Annotated in this window: 18 protein-coding genes; 9 read left to right on the top strand and 9 right to left on the bottom strand. The window is 76.9% G+C overall.

Annotated elements, in window-relative coordinates; translation table 11 throughout:
- Positions 1-82: 82 nt before the first annotated feature.
- The gene (locus AB0G08_RS16045) at positions 83-661 is read left to right on the top strand and encodes an AAA family ATPase (protein ID WP_358087891.1); all 579 of its coding nucleotides are present in this window, start codon (positions 83-85) and stop codon (positions 659-661) included.
- A 166-nt stretch (positions 662-827) separates the two neighbouring features.
- Here AB0G08_RS16045 and prfH read toward each other — a convergent pair whose 3' ends face one another.
- The 5 genes from prfH to AB0G08_RS16020 all read right to left on the bottom strand — a co-directional run bounded on the left by prfH (position 828) and on the right by AB0G08_RS16020 (position 5,177).
- Positions 828-1,517 carry a peptide chain release factor H gene (gene prfH, locus AB0G08_RS16040; RefSeq protein WP_358087888.1) on the bottom strand — a complete coding sequence of 230 codons (690 nt, stop codon included), beginning with the start codon at positions 1,515-1,517 and terminating at the stop codon, positions 828-830.
- Complete coding sequence (locus AB0G08_RS16035) at positions 1,514-2,689, bottom strand: RNA ligase RtcB family protein (RefSeq protein WP_358087885.1); 1,176 nt, start codon at positions 2,687-2,689, stop codon at positions 1,514-1,516. The genes prfH and AB0G08_RS16035 overlap by 4 nt, the downstream gene beginning before the upstream one ends.
- 156 nt (positions 2,690-2,845) lie before the next feature.
- Positions 2,846-3,808 carry a class D beta-lactamase gene (gene blaOXA, locus AB0G08_RS16030; RefSeq protein ID WP_358087882.1) on the bottom strand — a complete coding sequence of 321 codons (963 nt, stop codon included), beginning with the start codon at positions 3,806-3,808 and terminating at the stop codon, positions 2,846-2,848.
- 35 nt (positions 3,809-3,843) lie between these two features.
- Positions 3,844-4,578: a hypothetical protein gene (locus tag AB0G08_RS16025; protein WP_358087879.1), complete on the bottom strand. Its 735-nt coding sequence runs from the start codon at positions 4,576-4,578 to the stop codon at positions 3,844-3,846.
- Positions 4,575-5,177, bottom strand: a complete 603-nt coding sequence (locus AB0G08_RS16020) for a DUF4291 domain-containing protein (RefSeq protein ID WP_358087877.1) — start codon at positions 5,175-5,177, stop codon at positions 4,575-4,577. The genes AB0G08_RS16025 and AB0G08_RS16020 overlap by 4 nt, the downstream gene beginning before the upstream one ends.
- 88 nt (positions 5,178-5,265) lie before the next feature.
- Between AB0G08_RS16020 and AB0G08_RS16015 the strand changes: the two genes are divergently transcribed.
- On the top strand, positions 5,266-5,748 hold the full coding sequence (locus AB0G08_RS16015; RefSeq protein WP_357881217.1) for a type II toxin-antitoxin system PemK/MazF family toxin: 483 nt from the start codon (positions 5,266-5,268) through the stop codon (positions 5,746-5,748).
- Positions 5,749-5,751: 3 nt separating this feature from the next.
- On the opposite strand, the gene AB0G08_RS16010 is transcribed toward AB0G08_RS16015, so the two are convergent.
- Both AB0G08_RS16010 and AB0G08_RS16005 read right to left on the bottom strand, forming a co-directional pair.
- Positions 5,752-6,402: an NAD(P)H-dependent oxidoreductase gene (locus tag AB0G08_RS16010; RefSeq protein WP_358087874.1), complete on the bottom strand. Its 651-nt coding sequence runs from the start codon at positions 6,400-6,402 to the stop codon at positions 5,752-5,754.
- Between the two features lie 194 nt (positions 6,403-6,596).
- Positions 6,597-7,247, bottom strand: coding sequence for a GGDEF domain-containing protein (locus AB0G08_RS16005; RefSeq protein WP_358087871.1), 651 nt, complete (start codon positions 7,245-7,247; stop codon positions 6,597-6,599).
- 258 nt (positions 7,248-7,505) lie between these two features.
- Between AB0G08_RS16005 and AB0G08_RS16000 the strand changes: the two genes are divergently transcribed.
- From AB0G08_RS16000 to AB0G08_RS15975, 6 genes are all read left to right on the top strand, one after another.
- The gene (locus tag AB0G08_RS16000; RefSeq protein WP_358087868.1) at positions 7,506-7,745 is read left to right on the top strand and encodes a DUF397 domain-containing protein; all 240 of its coding nucleotides are present in this window, start codon (positions 7,506-7,508) and stop codon (positions 7,743-7,745) included.
- 126 nt (positions 7,746-7,871) lie between these two features.
- Positions 7,872-8,759 (top strand): helix-turn-helix transcriptional regulator, encoded by an 888-nt coding sequence (locus AB0G08_RS15995; protein WP_358087866.1) that lies wholly within the window; start codon positions 7,872-7,874, stop codon positions 8,757-8,759.
- 107 nt (positions 8,760-8,866) lie between these two features.
- Positions 8,867-9,715, top strand: coding sequence for an SAM-dependent methyltransferase (locus tag AB0G08_RS15990; protein ID WP_358087864.1), 849 nt, complete (start codon positions 8,867-8,869; stop codon positions 9,713-9,715).
- 138 nt (positions 9,716-9,853) lie between these two features.
- Positions 9,854-10,909, top strand: coding sequence for a LacI family DNA-binding transcriptional regulator (locus AB0G08_RS15985; protein ID WP_358087861.1), 1,056 nt, complete (start codon positions 9,854-9,856; stop codon positions 10,907-10,909).
- A 2-nt stretch (positions 10,910-10,911) separates the two neighbouring features.
- The gene (locus tag AB0G08_RS15980; protein ID WP_358087858.1) at positions 10,912-11,115 is read left to right on the top strand and encodes a hypothetical protein; all 204 of its coding nucleotides are present in this window, start codon (positions 10,912-10,914) and stop codon (positions 11,113-11,115) included.
- Positions 11,116-11,206: 91 nt separating this feature from the next.
- Positions 11,207-12,736 carry a protein kinase gene (locus AB0G08_RS15975; RefSeq protein ID WP_358087855.1) on the top strand — a complete coding sequence of 510 codons (1,530 nt, stop codon included), beginning with the start codon at positions 11,207-11,209 and terminating at the stop codon, positions 12,734-12,736.
- 6 nt (positions 12,737-12,742) lie between these two features.
- Here the strand turns inward: AB0G08_RS15975 and AB0G08_RS15970 are convergent, their stop codons facing one another.
- Both AB0G08_RS15970 and AB0G08_RS15965 read right to left on the bottom strand, forming a co-directional pair.
- The gene (locus AB0G08_RS15970) at positions 12,743-13,573 is read right to left on the bottom strand and encodes an MOSC N-terminal beta barrel domain-containing protein (RefSeq protein ID WP_358087852.1); all 831 of its coding nucleotides are present in this window, start codon (positions 13,571-13,573) and stop codon (positions 12,743-12,745) included.
- A 189-nt stretch (positions 13,574-13,762) separates the two neighbouring features.
- Positions 13,763-14,641, bottom strand: a complete 879-nt coding sequence (locus AB0G08_RS15965; protein WP_358087849.1) for an alpha/beta hydrolase — start codon at positions 14,639-14,641, stop codon at positions 13,763-13,765.
- A gap of 169 nt (positions 14,642-14,810) precedes the next feature.
- Here AB0G08_RS15965 and AB0G08_RS15960 point away from each other — a divergent pair.
- The coding region (locus AB0G08_RS15960) for a BTAD domain-containing putative transcriptional regulator (RefSeq protein WP_358087846.1) at positions 14,811-17,999 on the top strand (3,189 nt) is incomplete at its 3' end.

The following is a 17,999-nucleotide window of genomic DNA, read 5'->3' as shown; positions in this document are numbered from 1 at the left end:
CACGGGCACCCGCGCCCGGCGGGCGGACGTACCATCGTGGGCGTCGGTACGGGCGCCGCCGGGCCGACCGGGGAGGCGGGTCATGACGGAGGCCCAGCCGGCTGCCGGGCCGGTGCCGCGCCTGATCGTGCTCAACGGTCCGCCCGGCTGCGGCAAGTCGACGCTGGCCCGCAGGTACGTCGAGGACCATCCGCTCGCGCTCGACCTCGACATCGACCGGATCCGCGAACTCGTCGGGGGGTGGCGGGAGCACCCCGGTCCCGCCGGGCTGCTCGCCCGCGCGGTCGCCCTGGCGGCGGCCCGGGCGCACCTGGCCGGCCGCCACGACGTGATCGTCCCGCAGTTCCTCGGCCGCCCCGAGTTCATCGCGCAGGCCGAGCGCGTGGCGCGCGACGCCGGCGCCGAGTTCCACGAGATCGTCCTGCTCGACGACAAGGAGAACGCGCTGCGGCGGTTCGCCGAACGCAGCCGTACCTCCACGGACCCGGCGCATCTCGACGCCCAGCGCCTGCTCGACCGGCAGGGCGGGGCCGCGGAGCTGGCGGCGATGTACGACCGGCTGCTCGCGGTCGTCGCCACCCGGCCCGGGACCAGGGTGGTGCACACCGCGCACGGCAGGGTGGACGAGGCATACCGGGACCTCCTCGCCTGCCTCACCTAGGGCGCGGATCCGGTCGCGCCCCGGCCAGCCGCCCCCGACCGCGGGGACGGTCAGGGGTGGACCCGCCCGAGGAAGTCCCGGAGGAGCCGCGCCACACGACATCGGCAGCCGCCCGGAGGACGAGCGCGTGCGGGTGACGGTGCCGACGACGCCCGGCTCCTGCCGGTCACGAGGCTGACGCGGCCGAGCCGCGGGCAGGGCGCCGGCTGCGCGTCCGCTGCGTCGGGGCCGTCTCCCGCCCCGACGGTTCCGGGCGCTCGACGCGGGTGGGGTCGCCGCGGACGAGTTCGTCGTGGATCCGCCACCGGGCGGTGACGACGGCGCGCTCCGCGGTCTCGTCGCCGTGCGCGAGGCGCTGCCGCAGCAACTGCAGGGCGAGGCGGCGGTTGAGGCTGAACTGCCGTTCGGTGTCGACCACGACGACGATGCCGGAGGGACGGTGGGTGGCCCGCACCGCCGTGCTGGCCTTGTTCCGGTGCTGGCCGCCGGGCCCGCCGGTACGGCAGGCCACGATGTCCACGTCCGCCTCCGCGAACACGGTGGTCGGGCTGTCGAGCTGGCACGGTCGGGCGACGACGTACCAGTTCTTCCGGCCGGTGCTCGCCCGGTAGGGGCTGGGCGCCTGCCAGCACAGGGTGCCGGTCCACGAGGCGGCGAACGCCTCCGCGTCGCCGCCGGAGATCCGGACCAGGACCGATCGGTAGGTGTCAGCCCGGTCACCGGGCACGCTGTGGACCCGGTGGGTGGTCACGCCCCGCCGGGCGGCCTCGGCTTCCAGGCGCCGCAGCAGCCGGGCCAGCGCCCAGGCGCACTCCTGCGGGCCGCGCCCGGCGGACATGAGCAGATGGAGGCTCACGGCTTGCCCCGCCTGCGGCGGTCGTCGCGGCGGTCCGGTCGGGCGGTGGGCCCGACGTCGGGCGTCTTGTAGGTGACCAGGGGGACTGTGGTGGCCACGGGCGTGGCCAGGTCGTGGTCGACGAGGTCGGCGATCACCCGTTCGATGCGCTTGTAGGCCGTGGGCGCCTCCTCGAAGAGCAGCTGCCGGTCGCCGCACACCACCAGCGACCCCACCGGGGTACGCCGCAGTTCCTCGACGGTGTGCTTGGCCCGGCTCCGACGCAGGGCGTCGGCGCGGGACATCTTGCGGCCCGCGCCGTGCGCCACCGAGTGGTTGGCGTCCGGGCCGGCGTGGGCGGCCACCAGGTAGGAGGGGGTGCCCCGGGTGCCGGCGACGAGCACGTCGCGGCCGTCGCCCGGCGCCGCGCCCTTGCGGTGCAGGTAGACCCCGTCGCGGACCTCCACCAGGTTGTGGCACTGGTCGACGACGGGCTCGGTGGGCTCGGCCCCCAGGGCGTGGGCGACCCGGGCGGCCAGCAGCCGCCGGTTGAGCGAGCCCCACCGTACGGCGTCGTCGTGCGCCGCCAGGTAGGCCGCCGGATCAGGGGCGGGGCCCGCGCCGTGGGCCTCGGTGTGCGTCCGCAGGATGCGCTCGCCCAGCCCCCGGGAACCGGAGTGGACGACGAGCACGAGGTCGCCGGCGTCGAGCCCGAGCCGGCTCGCGTGGCCCGGCTCGAAGACCGTTCCGACGCGCGCCAGCTCGACGAAGTGGTTTCCCCGGCCGACCGTCCCGAGCCCTTCGGTGTGGCCGGCGGGGATGTCGCCCGCCACGACGGCCCAGGCGGGGTCGTCGGCGTCGGCCTGCGGGTCGAGCGGGCGGTCGAGGTCGGGGAACCGGGCGGCGAGCCGCTCCGGCACGGCCCGCTTGAGCCGGATGGGGAACACGGCGATGCCGCAGCCGATGTCGGAGCCCACCAGGAACGGGTACAGCACGGTCGACGCCATGGCGGCGCCGATGGGGGCGCCCTTGCCCGGGTGCAGGTCCGGCATGGCGGCGACATGGATCATGCCGTCGAGGGCGGCCACCTGCTGGCACTGGGCGAGGGCGTCGGATTCGATCCAGCTGGTGGGGGAGGCGAACACGGCGACGGTGGCCGGGGCGGACCGCCGCGGGGGCTGGTGCTGAGACAAGGACGCTCGCTTCTCGCGGAAACGGGAACGGGAACGGAGGGCTGCACGACACCGCTCGGTGCCGCGCGCCTCGGTGCTGGGGGTGCTGCCCGTCAGAACGTCATGGACGCACGATGGCGGAGTCGCCCGGGGTGCGGCAAGCGATTATCCGCCGCGTCAGGCGGTGGGCAGGGCGCCGAGGCGGTGCAGCAGCTGCCGGCCCAGCGGCAGGCGCTTGTCGGCGTCGCCGTCCGCGCGGATGTCCACGTTCAGCGCGAAGCAGTACAGCCGGTCGCCGCGTTCGACCCAGCCGACCCACCATCCGGTGCCCGGGTCGGTGGCGTCCGTCTGGCCGGTCTTGCCGTGGAGGGCGTACCCGGCGGCGCGCTCCAGGCGCAGGATGTCCCGGACGGTGGCCTGGTGCCCCCGGTCGGCCGGCAGCTCGCCCCGGGCCAGCCGGGCCAGCCACCGCGCCTGCTCGTCGGCCGAGATCTCCAGCGGCCCGCGCAACCAGAACTGGTCCACCACCGGCCCGACCTGGCCGTTGCCGTAGCCGAGCCGGCGCAGCCACTCCCGTTCCCGGTCCGGCCCGATGCGGCGGGCCAGCTCCTGGAACACCGGCACGTTGGAGACCCGGACCGCGTCGCGCAGCCCCATGTCCCGCTCCCAGGCGGCGACGCGTTGCGGCCGGCCGCCGTACGGGACCTTCTCCCGCTCGTCGCGCACCACGCCGGTCTCCAGCGCGATCAGACTGTGCGGGATCTTGAACGTCGAGGCGGGGACGAGCCGGCGTTCGGCCCGCTCCCGGTCGACCATGACGACGCGATTGGCCGTCACGTCGTACAGCACGAAGGTGCCCCGCAGGCCGGCCTGCCGGAACAGGCCCGCCAGGTCGTCGCGGGTCTCGACCGCCGGCGCGCCCGGCGTGGGGGACGGACCCGTGCCGGCGGTGGCGGACGCGGCGCCGGCCGGCGGGGGCTGCGGAGGCCCGCTCCCGGTGCAACCGGTCGCGCCCGCCAGCAGGAGCAGGGCGAGCGCCGCCGCGCCAGCGACCCGCCGCCGGGAGCGGGCGGGCGGCCGGCTCGGACCGACCGCCGTCGGCCCCGCGGCCGGGCCCCGCGTCCGCAGCTCGAAGACCACCTGGCACCACCCCCGCCCGTGCCGGCACCGACGCCTCAGTCAAGCACGTGCCGGGCGGGTACGGCGCCGCCCGGCACCGCCGGTCGGCTCACGGTCGCGCCCTGGGCACCCGGTCCCGACACCCGCAGATGCCGGTCCAGGCTCGCGACCAGCGCGTCCGCGCCGGCGGGAACGACGTCCTCGGCCCAGCTCCGCAGCGCCCGCAGGAACCCGGCCAGGTCCGCCTGGACGCCGTCGACGAGTCTCGTCAGCTCGTCGACGGGGACGTTTACCCAGGAACCGCCCCGCTCGTCCGCCCAGACCCGGACCGTGCCCCCCGGCCGGAGCTCCACCCAGGGGTCGGGATCGTGGCCCAGGTCCGGCGAGGCGCCCGCCGGAATCCCGTACCACTCGCGCCAGTCGTTCAGGTCACTGCAGCAGCCCGGGTCGACCCGCGCCTGCGTGGCCGGGTCGCTGAGGCGCAGGCCGCCGGGCACCACCAGGGCGCCAGGCTCCGGGCCGGCCGCCGCCACCGGCAGCACGGCGGTCAGCGGATCGTCGTCCCCCGGCCACACCGTGCGGTCGTCGAGGTGGTTGTACGCCGCGATCCGGGCCACGGCGGCGCCCACCTCGGCGGCGCTCAGGGCACCGGAGAGCGCCAGCCACGGCCCGACGTCGGCCACCGGCCAGGGCGGAAGGGGGTCGAGGGGACCCACCTCGAGGACCGGCTGGAGCAGCGGCAGGTGGCGTGCGGAGCCGGGCCGGAGCGGCCCGGCGCCCGGCTCCGTCACGGCGCCGTCGCGCCGACCACGGCGGCCACGTCGGCCGGCAGCGGGTACGGGCGTTCCGGGGGCAGCAGCGCCTCGGCGGCGGCGTCGTCGCCGGCGTCGAGCGCCGCGCGTACCGCGTGGGCGGTCGGGGTCACGTCGGTGAGGCCGACCAGCCACTCGTCGACGTAGCGCCGCACCGCCTCGCCGGAGAGCCCGACCTGGAGGGACCGGTGCGGCAGCGGGGCCAGGCGCAGCGACCGCTCCGGGTCCCACTGCACCCGCACCGGGCTGGCCCGCAGCCGCCGCGACCAGGCCTCCCGGTCCGGGTGGCGGTCGCGGTCGAAGCTGCTCAGGCACGAGTTGGCCAGCGCCCACTCGAAGCCGGCGCGGGTGATCTCGACGGCCAGCACCCGCTCCTGCCCGGGCTTCGTGGCCCAGCCGCAGCGGTACATCATCCAGCGGAACGACGGCTTGATCCAGGTCATCCGTTCTCGTTTGAACGGCGGCACGAAGCGGCCGGCGGCCAGCGCCGGACGGGCGATCTCCGGCGGGTACGCCTGGTACACGGTCACGGTGTCGGCGGTGTGACGGGCACGGACCTGGTGGGCGGGAACCGGCATGGCGCCGATCCTGACCGATCACCCGGGCCCGGTCCACCGGATTGTCCCGCCCGGGCCGGCACCCGCGGCGGGGGATAGGCTGCCGGTCGTGGCAGGACTTCTCAGGAGTGTGGCGGCCCGCATCGGCGGCGTCATCCCGTCGCCGCGCCGGCCCCGGCCCGGCCCGGCGCAGGTCGCCCGCCCCCGCCAGGTCGCCGCGTTGCAGCGCCGGCAACTGGCGTACGCCCCGGAGCTCGACGGGCACGCCGACCCGGGGGAGATCGTCTGGACCTGGGTGCCGTACGAGGACGACCCCCGCCAGGGCAAGGACCGCCCGGTGCTGGTGGTGGGCCGGCACAGCCGGACGCTGTTCGGGCTGATGCTGTCCAGTCAGAGCGAGCGCGACGGCCAGCGGCACTGGCTCGCGCTCGGCCCGGGCGAGTGGGACCGGGACAACCGGCCGAGCTGGGTGCGGCTGGACCGCGTGCTGACCATGCGCGAGGACAGCATCCGCCGCGAGGGCGCGGTGTTGGACCGGGCCCGTTTCGACCGGGTCGGGCAGGCCCTGCGCGCCGGCTACGGCTGGCGCTGACCGTCAGGCCGGCTCGCGGCTCGGGCCGACCCCGGCGGCGCGGGCGTCCGGCGGCGGGTACGGCTGCTCGGCCAGGAGCCGGGCCAGGTGCGCGCTGTTGAGCGCCAGCGCCTTCGTGGTGCGGCCCGTGGTGTCGGGCTTGGGCCGGGCGTCGATGTAGTCCACCTTGTGCAGCGCCTCGCCGACCCAGTAGGTGGCGCCCGCCGCGGGGCAGGTGAAACCGACCTCGTTGAGGGCCTGCTGCACCTCGCCGATGGTGTGGTGCGCGCCGTCCTCGTTGCCGACGACCGCCACCCCGGCCACCTTGCCGTAGGTGAGCAGCCGGCCCTCGGCGTCGGTCTCGGAGAGCTCGGCGTCGAGCCGTTCGAGGACCATCTTGCACACGGCGGAGGGCTGGCCGAGCCAGATCGGCGTGGCGAGGACGAGGATCTGCGCGGCCATCAACCTGGACCGGATGGCGGGCCAGCCGTCGCCGTCGCCCTCGTCGGTGGAGACGCCGAATCGCACGTCGTGGTCGACGACGCGGACCAGGTCGCCCGCCACGCCCTGATCGGCGAGGGCGTCGAGCACCTCGCGCCCGAGCACCTCGGCGCTCGACGGGGCGGGGGACCGCTTGAGGGTGCAGTTCAGGACCAGGGCCCGGATGCTCGCCACGGTGTTTCCCCTCTCGGCCGGCGCGGCGCTGACGCGGCCGGCATACCCGGCAACCGGCGCGAGACACGTCCAGACGCGTCGTGGCGGGGCCGGTGGTGGAGGGGCCGGGCGGCGCCGCCGATGGCGGGCGCCGGGAGGACCGGGCGCGCCCGGCCCGACGCCCCCAGGCCCGCGAGGAGGACGGGCTCTGCCGCTCAGCACTCCGCCAGGTGGGCGGTGTCGACGAGCTGCCGGGGTGGGCGGGCCACCCCGAGGCTCTTGGCCCGGTACATGGCGGCGTCGGCCCGGTCCAGGGCCTCGGTGAGCTGCGCCGGCCCGGTGACGGGGGCGAGCCCGACGGAGGCGGTCACCCGGACGCTGAGCCCGCCCAGCGGGATCGGCGCGGCGAGGCTGTCGCAGAGCCGCCGGGTGGCGTGCTCGATCCACCGCCGGTCGATCGTCGGGCTGGCCAGCAGCCCGGCGAACTCGTCGCCGCCGAGCCGGGCGACCAGGTTGTCCCCGGCGAAGGTGGCGAGCCGTTGGCCGACGCTGACCAGCACCTGGTCGCCGGCGGCGTGCCCGTAGCGGTCGTTGATCTGCTTGAAGTCGTCGAGGTCGAGCACCACGGCGATCAGCGGCTGCCCGGCCGCGTCGGTGAGCAGCGTGGCGGCCAGGCGGTAGAACGCGCGGCGGTTGGGCAGGCCGGTGAGGGGGTCGTGGCTGGCGGCGTGCCGCTCGGCGGCGAGCTCGGCCTGGAGGTGCCCGATCTCGGCCTCGGCCGCGATGGCGCGCCGCCGCAGCTGCCAGGAGGTGACGAGCGCCCCGGCCGCACAGATGCCGGACGCGATGGTCATCGGATCCGGCACGAGACCTCCCATCACCACGTGTCTGCGCCCGGCGCGCGGCGGTCCGCACCCGCGCCCGGGTCCCGTCCTTCCTGGTGGCAGCCCAGGTGGGGTAACTCTGCGTGAACAGATGGGCACCGTTCACGTGCGTTATCATGCTCGCTGTCCGATGCAGATGCAATAGCAGATGCACGTGCAGGAAGCCCTTCGTCGATGCCGTGCGCCCCTGACCAGGCACCACTGCCCGGCGTCGCCGGGGCTCGCGAGAGAAAGACGTCCATGCAGCAGCCTCCGAACGGCGTTCCCACCACCCAGCTGCCCCCGCTCGACTGGCAGAAGAGTCGCCGGAGCAACCCCAGCGGCAACTGCGTCGAGCTGGCCGAGCTGCCCGGCGGCGCCGGCATCGCCCTGCGCAACTCCCGGCACCCCGAGGGGCCGGCGTTGATCTACACGGTGGACGAGATCGCCGCCTTCGTGCTCGGCGCCCGCGACGGCGACTTCGACAATCTGATCGCCTGACCGCGTCCGGCCGACGGACGAACTGTCCGCACCGAGGAAGTTCACCTCACTCACGGTTCATGGCATGCTTACACGTCGGCCGCGCGGGGGCACCTGGCCGGCACGAACCGCATGTGGAGGTCGGCTGTGACGGTGGGTCCCGCCGAGGGCGGTCCGGGGACCGGCCCGACCGTGCTGCGCATGTTGCTCGGCGCCCAGCTGCGCCGGCTGCGCGAGTCCAGCGGGGTGACCCGGGAGGGCGCCGGCTGGGAGATCCGCGCCTCGGAGTCGAAGATCAGCCGGATGGAGCTGGGCCGGGTCGGCTTCAAGGAGCGCGACGTCGCGGACCTGCTCACCCTCTACGGCGTCACCGCGCCCGCGGAGCGGGAGGCGCTGCTCAAGCTCGCCCGCGACGCCAACAGCCCGGGCTGGTGGCACCGCTACGGTGACGTGCTGCCGAACTGGTTCCAGTCGTACCTGGGCCTGGAGGCGGCCGCCGCGCTCATCCGCAGCTACGAGGTCCAGTTCGTCCCCGGCCTGCTCCAGACCCGGGAGTACGCCCGGGCGGTGGTGCTGCTCGGGCACGGGCGCGCCGCGCCGGCGGAGATCGAGCGCCGGGTCGCGCTGCGCATGCAGCGGCAGCGGTTGCTGCACCGCGAGAACCCGCCGCAGCTCTGGGCGGTGGTCGACGAGGCCGCGCTGCGCCGGCCGATCGGCGGCCCGCGGGTGATGCGCGAGCAGGTGGCGGCGTTGATCGAGGCGACCAAGTCGCCGAACATCCGGCTCCAGGTCATTCCGTTCGCCGCCGGTGGGCACGCCGCCGCGGGCGGGGCCTTCACCATCCTGCGCTTCGGCGACCGGGAGCTGCCCGACATCGTCTACATCGAACAGCTCACCAGCGCGCTCTACCTCGACAAGCGCGACGACCTCGACTACTACGCCGTGGCGATGGAGCGGCTCTGCGTGGAGGCCGAGCCGCCGGAGCGTACGCCGGAGATCCTCGGCGGGATCCTGGACGACCTCTACCCGGGGTGACCGCGGCGGGGCCTCGCCCCGGGGGCGGTGCGGCTACCATGGTCGCCGACCGGCGACAGTGGACGGACGCCCCCCGTCGCGGGCGGCGCAGAGTCGTGGAGGCTGCCTTGACCACCGATGCCCCGGGTACGACGACCGGCCCCGCCCACCCGAGCGACCGCATCGACACGTCGGTGGCCCACCCCGCCCGCCGGTACAACTACTGGCTCGGCGGCAAGGACAACTTCCAGGCCGACCGGGACTCCGGCGACGCGGTGGCGGCGTCCTTCCCGACCATCCGCACCGCCGCCCTGGAGAACCGCCGTTTCCTCCAGCGGGCGGTGCGTCATCTCGCCCGGGAGGCGGGCATCCGCCAGTTCCTCGACATCGGCACCGGCATCCCGACCGCCGACAACACCCACGAGGTCGCCCAGGCGGTCGCCCCCGAGTCCCGGGTGGTCTACGTCGACAACGACCCGATCGTGCTCGCGCACGCCCGGGCGCTGCTGACCAGCTCGCCCGAGGGCGCCACCGCCTACATCGACGCCGACCTGCGCGACCCGGAGCGGATCCTGCACCATCCCGACCTGCTGCGCACCATCGACCTGTCCCGGCCGGTCGCGCTGATGCTGGTCGCGATCCTGCACTTCGTCGGCGACGACGACGACCCGTACGCCGTGGTCGGCCGGCTGCTCGACGCGCTGCCGCCCGGCAGCTACCTGGCGGCCTCGCACGCCACCCACGACTACCTCCCCCCGGAGGTGGCGCAGGAGGCGAAGGCGGCGGCCCGGGGCGGCAGCCCGCACGGCCTGATCAACCTGCGCACCCGGGCCGAGTTCGCCCGGTTCTTCGACGGGCTGGAGCTGGTGGAGCCGGGCCTCACCTCGGTCGCCGAGTGGCGGGCCGAGGACGCCCCGCAGCCGCGCCCTTCGGCGGCCGAGATCAGCATGTACGGGGCAGTGGCCCGCAAGCCCTGACCACCCACCTCCGACCACCCCGTCCGGCCTGACCGGGCGGGGTGTTTTCGTCGCGCCCGCCGTGCGGCGTTGACGAGGGCGGCCCCCTCCGCCTAGTCTCTGTATCGATCCAGTCTGAATCGATACAGAGGAGGCGCGGTGAAGCCGACCCTGCAGGCCGTCGCGGACGCCGTCGGCGTGTCCCGCAGCACCGTCTCCAACGCCTACAGCCGGCCCGACCAGCTCTCCGCCGCGCTGCGCCAGCGGATCCTCGACGCCGCGCGGCAGCTCGGCTACCCCGGCCCCAACCCCACCGCCCGGTCGCTGCGGCGCGGCTACGTCGGCGCCATCGGGGTGCTCTTCGAGCCGCGGCTGTCGTACGCCTTCACCGACCCCTTCGCGGTCCGCTTCCTGGCCGGCGTCGCGGAGGCGGCCGAGCGGCACGGCACCAGCCTGCTGCTCGTGCCGCTGCCGGCCGACGAGGCCGCCGCGCGGCGGGCGGTGGAGAACGCCGCCGTCGACGGCTTCTGCGTCTACTGCGTCGGCGACGAGGGCTGGGTCGTCGACGTGCTCCGCGAGCGCAACCTGCCCGTCGTCACCACCGCTCCCCGCGACGACGCCGGCCCCGACGACCGTTACGTCGGCATCGACGAGCGGGCCGCCGCCCGGGCCGTCGCCACGCACGTGGCGCAACTCGGGCACCGGCGGGTCGCCCTGCTCGGCGACGCCGTCCGGCCCGGCGCGGCCCCGGGCGAACTGCGCCTCGCCGGCGTGGCCGACGTCGCCCACCCGACCACCCGGGCGCGGCTGGCCGGGTTCGCCGACGCCTTCGCCGAGGTCGGCGTCGCCTGGTCCGAGCTGACCGTGCTCGCCGCCACCGACAACAGCCGGTCGGCCGGGGCCACGGCCGTCGCCGCCGCCCTCGCCGCCCCCGAACCGCCCACGGCGGTGCTGGCCTGCGCGGACGTGCTCGCCCTCGGCGTCCTCGACGCCCTTGCCGGGGCCGGCCGGCCGTCCGTCTCGGTCACCGGCTTCGACGACATCGCCGAGGCCGCCACCGCCGGCCTCACCACCGTGCGGCAACCCGCCGAGGAGAAGGGGCGCATCGCCGCCCGACTCCTGCTCGACCCGCCCGCCGATCCGGCGGCCGGCCACGTCCTGCTGCCCACCGCACTCGTCGTCCGGTCCACCACCGGACCCGTCCCAGGGAGCTGACCATGGAACAGCCCACCGGCTTCGTCCTCGCCATCGACGCGGTGACCCGCCACGTCAACTCCGCCCGGCCGGACGCCCCCGTCCGCCCGGAGCGGCCACGCGTCGCGCGGCTCGCCCCCACCCGGCTGGTCGCCGCCGACGTCCTGCGCCGGCTCGCCGACCGGATCCAGCCGGCGCCGGTCGCTGGCGCGCCGCGCTGCTCCTGACCGTCGCCGCGTGCCGGCCGTCGCCGCCCGACCCGCGACGACCGGCACGCGGCTGGTGGGCGCGCCCGCAGGCAGGGCAGACTGAACGGCTATGTCGCCGTTCTCGCCCACCCTGCGGTTGCACGACCGGTACGTCCTGCGCGAGCGCATCGGCCTCGGCGGGATGTCCGAGGTGTGGCGCGCCGACGACGAGGTGCTGCACCGCCCCGTCGCGGTCAAGGCCCTCACCCGGGAGTTCGCCACCGACCCGCAGCTGCGGGCGACCATCCAGCGCGAGGCCCGCGCCGCCGCGCGGCTCACCCACCCGCACGTCACCCAGGTGTACGACTACGGCGAGGCGAGCCTGGACGGCGGCGTGGTCGTGCCGTACCTGGTGATGGAGCTGGTCCAAGGGCGCAACCTCGCCGACCGGCTCGCCGCCGGCCCGCTGCCGTGGCCGGAGGCGGTGCGGGTGGCCGGTCAGGTCGCCGCCGCGCTCGCCGCCGCCCACCGCATCGGCGTGGTGCACCGCGACGTCAAGCCCGGCAACGTCATGCTCACCGAGACCGGCGCCAAGGTGCTCGACTTCGGCATCGCCGCGCTCGCCGGACCGCACCACCCGCGCGCCGGGCAGACCGGCGAGCTGCTGATGGGCACGCCCGCCTACTTCGCCCCGGAGCGGATGCGGCCCGGCCCGCCGAACCCGGCCAGCGACGTCTACGCGCTCGGGGCGCTGCTCTACCGCACCCTCACGGGCCGGGCCCCACTGCCCGTGCAGACCTGGGAGGACGCGCTGGAGGTGCACGCCGGGCACCCGCCGGTGCCGCCCCCGCGGGTCCCCGGGCTGCCGGCCGACATCGCCGAGCTGACCCTGGCCTGCCTCGCCACCGACCCGGCGCGCCGGCCGAGCGCGGCGCAGCTCTCCGCCCGCTTCGGCGCGGGGGCCCCGGCCGACCCGGCCACGGCCATCCTGCCGACCCTGTCCGCCGGCGCGGCGCACCCGCCGACCCTGATCGACCGCTCGCCGCCGCCGTCGGACCCGGGGCGCGCCGGCCGCGCCGGGGTGCCGTACCCCGCCCCCGTGGGCGGGCGGCACCCCGTGGCCGGCCGCGCCGCCCGTCCCGCCCCGACCGGTGGGCCGGGGGCGCCCCGGGACCGGTCCCTCACCGTGCTGGTCGCCGTCGGCGTCGCGCTGCTCGTCGGGCTCGTCGGGGCGCTCGTCCTCGGCGACGGTGCAGGCCGGCCACCGGTGGCGGCCCCCGCCACCGGCACGCCGGCCGGGGACCCGACCTCGGCCGAGCCGACGCCGCCGCCGGCCACCACCTCGGCCCCGCCGCCGGTGACCAGGCGGCCCGACCCGGTCGGCCTGCGGCAGATCGCCGCCGAGTTCGCCGCGGTGCTCGCCTGGGCGCAGGCCCGCGGCGAGATCGACCGCAAGACGGTCGAGGGGCTGCGGGACAAGTTCGCCGAGCTGAGCCGGGGCAAGCCGAAGGACCGGGCCAAGCGGGTCGAACAGCTGCGGGAACGCCTCGCCGAGGCGGCCGAGGAGGGGCAGCTCCCGCCCGACACGGCGGCCCGCCTCGACGCCCTGCTCGACCGGGTCGACACGTCGTCGCGCGACGACGACGAGGACGAGGACTGAGGCGGCTCAGCCGACCTCGACCACGGACCCCTGCTCCACCCGACCGCCTCGCACCACCTGCGCGTACGCGCCCACGCACGGCTGCGGGCCCAGCTGTGGCAGCGGCGCGACCCGGTTGAGGCGGGCCGGGACGCGCAGCGCCTCTGCCTGCCGGGGGAGCGGCCCGTGCGCCAGGGTCGGCACGGCGCAGCGCGGGGTCGGGGCGAGCACCCGCAGCACCAGCTCGGAACCGACCCGCAGCTCACGGCCGACCCAGTCGTTCTCGGCGAAGCCGTCCACGTCGACGTCGAGCACGAGGTTGGGCCGGTAGCGGACCGCCTCGACGGTGCCGCCCGGAAGCGCGGCGGCCACCCGGGCCAGGGTGGCCGTGGTGACCAGGTGCACCGGGGCGAAGTCGAAGAAGGTGCCCGGCGCCGCCGCCCCGAGCGGGTTGGCGTCGACCGGGACCTCGGCGGCGACACCGGCGGCCAGCACCGCGTCCGGGTCGGCCCGGTCCAGGACCGCCCCGGCGGGCGGCCGGTCGATCAGCGTCACCGGGACGTCGAGCACCCGGGAGAGCACCTCGTCGACGTCGGGGTCCGCGCTGGACAGGGCGCGCCCGTCGGGCAGCGTGATCCGTACCGCGTCGGGTGCGGCGCCGGCCGCGCGGAGCGTGAGCAGGCCGCGCCAGAGCCGGGGGTGCTTCGCGCTGGCCACCCGCCCGGTGTCCCGGTGCCGCAGGGCCAGCCGCCGGTCGCCCGTCACCCCCGCCGGGCCGACGTCGGCGGCGGGCAGCCGCTCGCCCAGCATCGACTTCACCGGGTAGCGCCACAGCTGCGTCAGCCGGCCGGTCACCACGCCGCCGTCCCTCGGCGGGAGGCCGCGACCCGGCTCGGGGCCGCGCCGGCGTACGTGGTGCGCGTCGTCACGTACGCCAGAGTAGTGAGGTTGCCGGAACCCGGCCGCCCCGGCGGATGCGGCGGGCCCGACGACCGGGTCGGACCGGGACCCGGGCGGGGGACCGGCCGGCGACCGCCCGCCGCGGCGCTACCTGGCCAGGAGGGCGCGCAGGGCCCCGACGACCTCGGTCGGCGCCTCCTCGGCCATGAAATGACCGCAGGTGACGGTCCGGTGCTCCAGCTCCGGCGCCCAGGCCCGCCACAGCCCGGCCGCGTCGTAGCCGAGGGCGGCGCCCCAGTCCTGTTGCAGCATGCTCACCGGCATCCGCAGCGTGGCGCCGGCGGCCCGGTCGGCGCGGTCGTGCTCGACGTCGATCCCGGCGGAGGCCCGGTAGTCGGCGACGATGGAGGCGACCGCCTCCCGCGACGCCCGCAGGTACGCCGCCCGCACCTCGGCGGGGATGGCGTCCGGGTTGCGGGTCCAGGCGTCGAGGAAGTGGCCGAAGAAGGCGTCCGGGCTCGCCCCGATCAGCCGCTCGGGCAGGCCCGGGGGCTGGGCCATCAGGTAGAGGTGGAAGCCGACGGCGGCGGTGGTGCCGCGCATGACGTCCCACATGTCGAGGGTGGGCAGCACGTCCAGCGCGGCGAGATGGGTGATCGCCCGGGGATGGTCCAGGCCGGCGCGGACGGCGACCAGGGCGCCGCGGTCGTGTCCGGCGAGCGCGAACCGCTCGTGGCCCAGCGCCCGGGCGAGCGCGACGACGTCGGCGGCCATGGTTCGCTTCGAGTACGCGGTCCCGTCCGGGTCGGCCGGCTTGTCGCTGTCGCCGTAGCCCCGCAGGTCGGGGCAGATCACGGTGTGGTCGGCGGCGAGGTCGGCGGCGACGTGCCGCCACATGAGGTGGGTCTGCGGGAAGCCGTGCAGCAGCACGATCGGGCTGCCTGCGCCGGCGACGGCCGCGCTGAGCGTCACGCCGTCGGCGACGGTGACGCGCCGGCGGTCGAATCCGCTGATCGTCGGGTTCATGGTGGGCCTTCCTGTGGTGCCGCCCTCGCGGCGGGTGTGGTGGTCCGGGGACCACGTCGTCCGGCCCCGAGCGTGCCCGGAGGCGATCAGCGCCCGGTCAGCAACGGATGAGCGGCGCGGTGACCCGGCCGTGGGCGCCTGCCCGCCGGGACCTGCCTAGATTGGTGCCATGACCAGGCAGCCGGCGGGGGACGCGGTGGCCTTCGGCGTGCTGGGGCCGGTGCGCGCGGTGCGCGACGCCGGTCCCGTCGCGCTGAAGGGCCCCCGCCACCGGGCCGTGCTGGCCCGCCTGCTCGTCGCCCGGGGCCGGGTCGTGCCGGTCGAGCGGCTCGTCGGGGACCTGTGGGAGACGCCCTCGGACGGCGCGGTGGGGGCGATCCGGACGTTCGTCGCCGACCTGCGTCGCATCCTGGAACCGGGCCGGGCACCCCGGCAACCGGCCCGCCTGCTGGTGACCGCCCCGCCCGGCTACTCGCTGCGCGCGGCCCCGGACGCGGTGGACGCCTGGCGGTTCGAGGCGGCCGTCGGCGAGGCCGGCGAGCTGCTCGCGGCGGGCGGCGCCGCGTCCGCGCTGGGCCGCCTGGACGATGCCCTCGGCCTGTGGCGCGGTCCGGCGTACGCGGAGTTCGCGGGGGAGCCCTGGGCCCGCGCGGAGATCGACCGGCTCGACGAGCTGCGGATGCTGGCCGTCGAGCGGCGGGCGGAGGCGCTGCTGGCGCTCGACCGGGCCGCCGAGGCCGCCGGCGGACTGCGGGCCCACACCACCGACCACCCGCTGCGGGAGGACGCCTGGCGGCTGCTGGCCACCGCCCTCTACCGGTCGGGTCGCCAGGGTGAGGCGCTGGCCGCGCTGCGGCAGGCCCGCGCCACCCTGGTCGCGGAGCTGGGCGTGGACCCGGGCCCCCGGCTGCGTCGACTGGAGGCGGACATCCTCGCCCAGGCGCCGCAGCTGTTCCCGCCCGGCCCGGTCGCCGAGGTGACCACCCCCGCGCGGACCGTCGCGGTGGCGCCGCCCGACGAGCGCCCGTTCGTGGGCCGGGACGAGGAGCTGACCGCCCTGCGGCAGGCCGCCGCCCACGTCGCCCGGCAGGGCACGCCCGGGTTCGCCCTCGTCTCCGGCGAGCCGGGCGCGGGCAAGACGGCGCTCGCCGACGCCCTCGCCCGGGACCTGGCCGCCGCCGGCTGGACGAGCGCGTGGGGCCGCAGCCCCGAGTACGAGGGCGCCCCGGTCGCCTGGCCGTGGGCCCAGATCGCCGCCGCGCTCACCGCGTCCGCCCCCGGCGCCGCGCAGCCGGAGCCCGACGGGGCGGGCCCGGCGGCGGACCCGGCGGTGGCCCGCTTCCGGCTGCGCCGCGCCGTCGCCTCGCTGGTCTCGACGGTGGCCGACCGGGGGCCCGTGCTGCTCGTCGTCGACGACCTGCACCGCGCCGACGCCGACACCCTGGACCTGCTGACCGCCCTGGTCGGCGAGCCGGAGCCGGTGACCGGACCGGTGCTGATCGTCGGCACGTACCGCACCGCCGAGATCACCCCGGAGCTGACGGCCGCGCTGGCCCGGATCGCCCGCCTCGAACCCGTCCGGGTGCACCTGGGCGGTCTGGCCGAGCCCGCGACCGGCGACCTGGCCCGCAGCGCCGCCCGGCGGGACCTGGACCCGTCAGTGGTACGCCTGATCCACCAACGCAGCGGCGGCAACCCGTTCTTCGTCCGGGAACTGGCGCGGTTGCTCGCCACCGGCGACAGCGCGGCCCTGCACGAGGTTCCGGCGGGCGTACGCGACGTCATCCGCCATCGGCTGACCGGGCTGCCGGACGGGGCACGGACCCTGCTGCGGCAGGCGGCCGTGCTCGGCCGGGACGTCGACCCGGACGTGCTGGTCGCCCTGGCCGGCGACGCCACCGGGGTCCTCGACGGCCTGGACCTGGCCCTGGCGGCCGGCTTCCTCACCGAGCATGGCGTCGGCGGGCGACTGCGGTTCACCCACATCCTGGTGCGCGACACCCTCTACGGCGACCTGTCCGCGCCGCGCCGGGCCCGCTGGCACGCCGCCGCCGGCGAGGCGATCGAGCGGCTGCACCCGCAGGACGTCGCCGCCCTCGCCCACCACTTCGCCCTCGCGGCGAGCCGCGCCACCGCCCCCCGCGCCGCGCGCTACGCCAGGGCGGCGGCAGAGCGGGCCGAACGGCGCTTCCACCCGCACGAGGCGGCCCGCCTGTGGCGGCAGGCGCTCGCCGCCCACGACCGGGCGGGCGACGGCGACGTACGCGGGCGGCTGAACGCGGTCATGGGGCTGGGCCGCGCGCTCGCCGTCACCGGCCACCTCGACGAGGCGCGGCGGCTGCGGTCCACGGCGCTCACCACCGCCGCCGGGCTCGACGACGCCACCCTGACCGAGGGCGTCCTCACCGCCTTCGACGTCCCGGCCGTCTGGACCCGCAACGACGACGAACACCTCGCCCGCCAGGTCGCCCGGGCCGCCGAGCGGGCGCTGGCCGCGCTCGGCGAGGACGAGCCGCGACGGCGCAGCCGGCTGCTGAGCACCCTCGCCCTCGAACTGCGCGGCACCACCACCGACCGTGGTCACCGGGCGGCGTGCGAGGCGGAGGCGATCGCCCGGCGGCTGTCGCACCCGGCGCTGCTCGCCCACGCGCTCAACGCCCGCTTCCTGCACACCTTCGGCCGGGCCGGCCTCGCCGCCGAACGCGCCCGCATCGGCGCCGAGCTGGTCGAGCTGGCCGACCGGCACGGGTTGGTGAGTGTCGAGGTCCTCGGCCATCTCGTCCTCCTCCAGGCGCGCTGCGCGCTGGCCGACCTCAGGGCCGCGGACGCGCACGCGGGCGCCGCCGAACGCCTCGCCGAGCGGTACGACCTGCCGCTGGTGGGCGTCTTCACCGCCTGGTACGCCGCCCTGCGACTGGCGATCGGCGGGCACCCCGACGAGGCGGAGGCCGCCTACCGGGCGGCACAGGCCCGGCTCACCGGCAGCGGGATGCCCGGCATGGAGCGGGGCCTGCTCGCGCTGGCGCTGCTGTGCCTGCGGCCGTCCGCGCCGCAGGAGGAGGGCGTCGCCGGGGCAGGGACGGACTTCGGGCCGTACGAACCCTGGGCGCGTCCCCTGGTCCTGCTCGCCGCCGGCCGTCGCGGCGAGGCCGCCGCCGCGCTGCGTGCCCTGCCGGACTCGCCGCACGACCTGCTGCGCGAGGCCCGGATCTGCCTTGCCGCCCGCGCCGCCCTCGCCCTCGACGACCACGCCACGATGCGGCGGGCGTACGCCGCGCTCGCCCCCGCCGCCGGGGAGTTGGCCGGCGCGGGCAGCGGCGTGGTGACCCTCGGCCCGGTGGCGGGGCACCTCGCCGAC

The organism is Micromonospora sp. NPDC023644, assembly GCF_040640115.1.
Classification (GTDB): domain Bacteria; phylum Actinomycetota; class Actinomycetes; order Mycobacteriales; family Micromonosporaceae; genus Micromonospora.
The sequence above is the reverse complement of the archived record's forward strand: the minus strand, read 5'-3'. Positions and strand labels throughout refer to the sequence as shown.